This is a genomic window from Nostoc sp., assembly GCF_036917155.1.
Lineage (GTDB): Bacteria > Cyanobacteriota > Cyanobacteriia > Cyanobacteriales > Nostocaceae > Nostoc.
Window position 1 is genome coordinate 1 of sequence record NZ_JBALDZ010000157.1, and the last position, 4,562, is coordinate 4,562.

General features: G+C 40.6%; 4 protein-coding genes. All 4 read right to left on the reverse strand.

The genetic code is table 11. The features are described 5' to 3' along the window. Nucleotides 1-190: 190 nt before the first annotated feature. A complete protein-coding gene (locus tag V7K67_RS21030; protein ID WP_334729593.1) occupies nucleotides 191-1,057 on the reverse strand; it encodes an SDR family NAD(P)-dependent oxidoreductase in 867 nt (288 codons plus the stop codon). Nucleotides 1,058-1,139: 82 nt separating this feature from the next. Next, nucleotides 1,140-1,814 (reverse strand): DevA family ABC transporter ATP-binding protein, encoded by a 675-nt coding sequence (locus V7K67_RS21035; RefSeq protein WP_335168247.1) that lies wholly within the window; start codon nucleotides 1,812-1,814, stop codon nucleotides 1,140-1,142. A gap of 13 nt (nucleotides 1,815-1,827) precedes the next feature. Beyond that, the gene (gene devC / locus V7K67_RS21040) at nucleotides 1,828-2,997 is read right to left on the reverse strand and encodes an ABC transporter permease DevC (protein WP_334729591.1); all 1,170 of its coding nucleotides are present in this window, start codon (nucleotides 2,995-2,997) and stop codon (nucleotides 1,828-1,830) included. 53 nt (nucleotides 2,998-3,050) lie between these two features. Then, nucleotides 3,051-4,367, reverse strand: a complete 1,317-nt coding sequence (locus tag V7K67_RS21045) for an ABC exporter membrane fusion protein (RefSeq protein ID WP_334729590.1) — start codon at nucleotides 4,365-4,367, stop codon at nucleotides 3,051-3,053. Nucleotides 4,368-4,562: the final 195 nt, after the last annotated feature.

Genomic DNA, 4,562 nt, shown 5'->3' on the forward strand with positions numbered 1-4,562 from the left:
CTAACGAAAATTCTTTGAGATGCACCCTACTTGATTTCCATTTTTGGAAACAATGCCTATTTTACAGCTATTCGAGCCTTAACTGAACCGTATTGAGGGCTACCCTACCGCACGTCCGGTTCTGAGGGGGCGGGATTATAGCGATATAGTCCTGCTACCCGACCACGGTGATGCCTTAACCGACAAAACTTCAACGCTTGTCCAGTTCAAGTTTTTTGTCCCTTCGCTGATGCTTGGTCATACCGTCCATCACCCCACCCATGATCCGAACCCGCGCCCAACGCGGCAAAAGGGTGAGGGAGTACGTCAGCAGCTTTGACAGTAGTCCTGGCAGTACTGTGGACTTGCGGCCCAAGGCATTTAAAGTTGGCTCAGCCACGTCCGCAAGGTTCATTGCCATGCCCATCCGCATACCAGCGCGGCTAGCGAAGCCGCTGTTTGTTGGGGCAGGGGCAGAGGCAAGAACATCAACTCCCATAGGTGCCAGTTCAACATATAGTGCCTCGGCTAGCGTCTGTACGTAGGCCTTGGTTGCTGCGTAGTGAGCAGCGAAGGGCATACCCTGAAATCCTACGATTGAACTCATCAGCACCATTCCGCCGCCACCACGCTTAGCGAACCGCTGCCCAAAGTACCAGCTCAACCCCAAGAGCGCACGGCAGTTAACATTGAGCATTTCTATCTCTTGCTCCAGTAGCGAATTGAGAAACGATCCCGAAGTCCCAAAACCAGCAGATGCAATTAGCAAACCGACATCCAAATCCTGAGTAGCAACTTCTAGGGTTTCAACTCCTTTCTCTAAAGCCAAGTCAAGTCCAATAACCCGAACCTCGATACCATACCGATTGGTTAAATCGGTTGCCATTTGCTCCAGTACTTCTTGGCTGCGTGCAGTCAAAACGAGATTTAGCCTTGCCTCAGCTAGTTTGAGTGCCATCTCACGACCTATGCCTGAGGATGCACCAGTCACTACCGCCCAAGGTCCATACCGAGTGTATAACCGCTTTTGCCAACTACCCCAAAATTGCCATCTAAGGACTGAATTGATATTAAGCATTTTTAACTCCATTTTTCACTTATTTTCAGTATGGTGGCTTTATTTACGCCACGTTGTACTACTCTAAAGTTCTAAAGTCCAGTCATGATATCAAGTAACCATCTTCCATCTCAACAATGCGATCAGCAATATCCAAAATGCGATTGTCGTGAGTCACGAGCAAGATGGTACATCCTTGTTCTTTTGCTAAACACTGCATTAGGTTGACAACATCTCGACCAGTTTTTTTGTCTAGTGCAGCAGTTGGTTCGTCAGCTAAAACTAACTTTGGATGACTAACTAAAGCACGAGCGATCGCTACCCGTTGTTTTTGCCCACCAGAGAGATTTTCGGGGTAGTAATTGATTCTTTCTCCAAGTCCCACTTCTGTAAGCATTGCTTCAGATTTAATTCGGGCTTCTTCTTTATTAAAATCTTTATGTAGTTCAATCGACATTTGTACATTTTCTCTTGCTGTCATAAATGGCAATAAATTATGAGCTTGGAAAATATAACCAATAAAACGCCGAGTTTGCACCATTTGCTCTTCATTTGCGCCATTCATTTCTTTATTGAAAATGTTAAGACTTCCTTGTTGAACTGACCTTAAAAAACCAATTAATGATAATAAAGTGGTTTTTCCCGATCCCGAAGGACCAGTCATAATCACAATTTCTCCAGGATTTATATCTAAGTTAATATCAAATAAAACTTGCTTTTTTAAAGTCCTATTACCAAAACAATGGTTGAGATTACGAATAGAAATTACAGATTCCATAGATATCTACCCATTAAAAAATATCAGCAGGATCTGCCGATTTGAGTTTACCTACCGCAGTTGCGCCGGAAATAAAACACATGATAATAGTTGCGAACATGACAAAAATAGCCCGATTCAATGTCATTTCTACAGGAAGAAGGGTTGCTTTTTTGGTGATTTCATACTGAATTATGGAAATTAAAAAACCTGGCACATAACCTAAAATACCAATAAATAAACCTTGTTGTAAAACCATCGATAATAAATATTTATGTCGATATCCCATTGCCTTGAGTGTTGCGTATTCAGGCAAATGCTCAGAAACATTTGTATAAAGAATTTGATATACAACTACCATCCCAACGATTAGTCCTAAACCCACTCCTAAATTAAAGATAAATCCAATGGCTGTACTACTCTGCCAATAGGTTTTCTCAAATTTTATAAACTGTTGTTTGGAAAAGACTTTAACATCTGGAGGTAAGAAATTTTCAATCTGATTGACAAATTTTTGAATATCAGTACCTGATTTTAATTTAATTAAACCAATATCAATAAAACCTTTTTTCCGGTCACTAAAAATTCTGAGAAAATTTAAATGACTAGTAATTAAATTACCATCAGATCCAAAAGATGTTCCTAACTCGAACAAACCAACTACCTGAATTTTGCGATTATTACCCCTGCTACTAACTTCTGTAGTCACAGTTTTTTTTTGTTCAAATTCTGAAACAATAGGACCAAATTCAGAGCGAGAATTGCGGTCAAAGAGAACTCTATCAGGTATTTTTAGAGATTCGATATTCTCATTAACTCCTGGTAAATTAAATATTTGATAACGTAAATCAAAACCAGTTACATAGAGATTACGCCAATAATTTCTAGTTTCAGGATTTTTCCACTGAGCAAAGCCTAAATATATGGGAGTGACAAAATCAACTTCTGCAAATGCTAATACTTGATCTAAACGTCTTTCCGGAAATGTTTGCATAGCAATTAAAGAAGTAGAACGGGGGCTGATTAAAAAACAATCTCCCTCCAATCCTTTATGCAGACGGACGGCACTATCAAACAAGGCATCGCGGATGCCAAGCTGCATAAAGATAATTACAACAGCAAAAATTACTCCTGAAAGTGCTACTATCAGTCTAACTCTTTGATATCTAAGTTGTAACCAGGCTGTAGGTAATTTTCTAAACATAATTTTTATTTAAATACACGATTGATTGATTAATTAATTAATTAATTAATTAATTAGTTAGTTGTACTAGGCTGAGAATGAGTTGTGTTGATGACTACATTCACTTCTAAATTAGTTAAGCTGGCAACTTGTTGACTAGATTCTGGATTCAAGCGAATTTTTACTTCCACTACTCTGGCATCCGCATCTGCAACAGGGTCAGTACCTAGGGCATTTTTAGTGCTAATCTTCCACCCAATTTCCTCTACAGTTCCTTTTAATTCCTTTATGACTCCCCGATCTTTGATAGTTGCTGTTTGACCTACGCGGACTCGATTGATATCTGTTTCATATACTTCTGCTTTGACATACATTTGGTCAGTTTTACCTAATTCTACAATTCCATCATTACCAATTAGTTCACCGGGCCAAGTATGAATTTTAATAATACGACTATTTCTAGGCGATCGCACAAATGCTAAATCTAATTCAGCCTGCGCTCGCTGGACAGCTGCTTGGGCTGAGTCCAGTTCCGACTGGGCTAGTTGTACGTCCACCGGACGGACTTCTGCTACTGAGTTAAGAGTCGCTTGTGCTTCCTTGATTTGCTTGCGATTCGTGGCTATGGTGCGATTTAAGTTAGCTTGAGCTTCCATAATTTGCTCTTGATTTGTGCTCACAATGCGATCGAGATTTGCTTGTGCTTCCTTGAGAGTTTCTTGTGTGGTGTTCTGTTGTAAGCAAAAACTATCTCGCTGTTGAGCTGCAACCGCCCCTTGTTGATATAGGCTTTGATAGCGATCGCAATTGGTACGAGCATTTTGCAATTCAGCCTTAATGCGTTCAATAGTTGCTGTTTGAGCGCTTCTTTCCCCTACTAACTTTGCCTCTAAGCTAGCAATAGTCGCTTTCTGAGTGGAAATTTGCCCATCTAATTCAGCTTGGGTACGCTCAAATCTGGCATCTTGAGCGTTAATATCACCTTTTTTTGCTCCAGCTTTGACTTGCAAAAGACGAGCTTCGGCCACTTTAACTTGTGTTTGCGCTTGTTTGAGAGCTGCTTGTAAGCGATCGCGGTTGTCCAAAATCGCCAACACCTGTCCCGACTTGACTTGATCTCCTTGTTTAACAAGCAGTTGTTGAACTTTTGCACCTTCCATAAAAGCCGGAGCTGAGATTTTAATCACTTCTCCTTGAGGTTCTAAATATCCTGTCGCAGCCACAGCATTAGGGGTAATCTCCTTCACTTGGGAAATAACTGGGGGGCTGGAAGTCACTGACTGCAAATGTAGTACATAGTAAATAGTCACAGCACCAGTTACTAACGCAGCAGTAGTTAATACACCCTTCTTTGCCCATCCTGTTGGTTTGAAAGCTAGCTGTATTTTCATGGAGCTATCCTGTAAGAATCGAAAAGAATTTCTATTATTGCTTCAGTCTACTGGTAGTTATACTTGAAATTTTCACTTTACACCTTCATGGTTAAAATTGTCGTAACTGCCCAGGTAGGAATGTCAGGAATATTCCCATGAGGGAAGAAAGATGGTAGTGTTCAAGCATGAGTCCAGAAGAAAAAGATCAAAAAA

What these genes read in the sequence shown, in the direction of transcription:
- V7K67_RS21030 (WP_334729593.1), bottom strand. Translation starts at nt 1,057, where the DNA reads ATGCTTAATATCAATTCAGTCCTTAGATGGCAATTTTGGGGTAGTTGG.
- V7K67_RS21035 (WP_335168247.1), bottom strand. Translation starts at nt 1,814, where the DNA reads ATGGAATCTGTAATTTCTATTCGTAATCTCAACCATTGTTTTGGTAAT.
- devC (WP_334729591.1), bottom strand. Translation starts at nt 2,997, where the DNA reads ATGTTTAGAAAATTACCTACAGCCTGGTTACAACTTAGATATCAAAGA.
- V7K67_RS21045 (WP_334729590.1), bottom strand. Translation starts at nt 4,367, where the DNA reads ATGAAAATACAGCTAGCTTTCAAACCAACAGGATGGGCAAAGAAGGGT.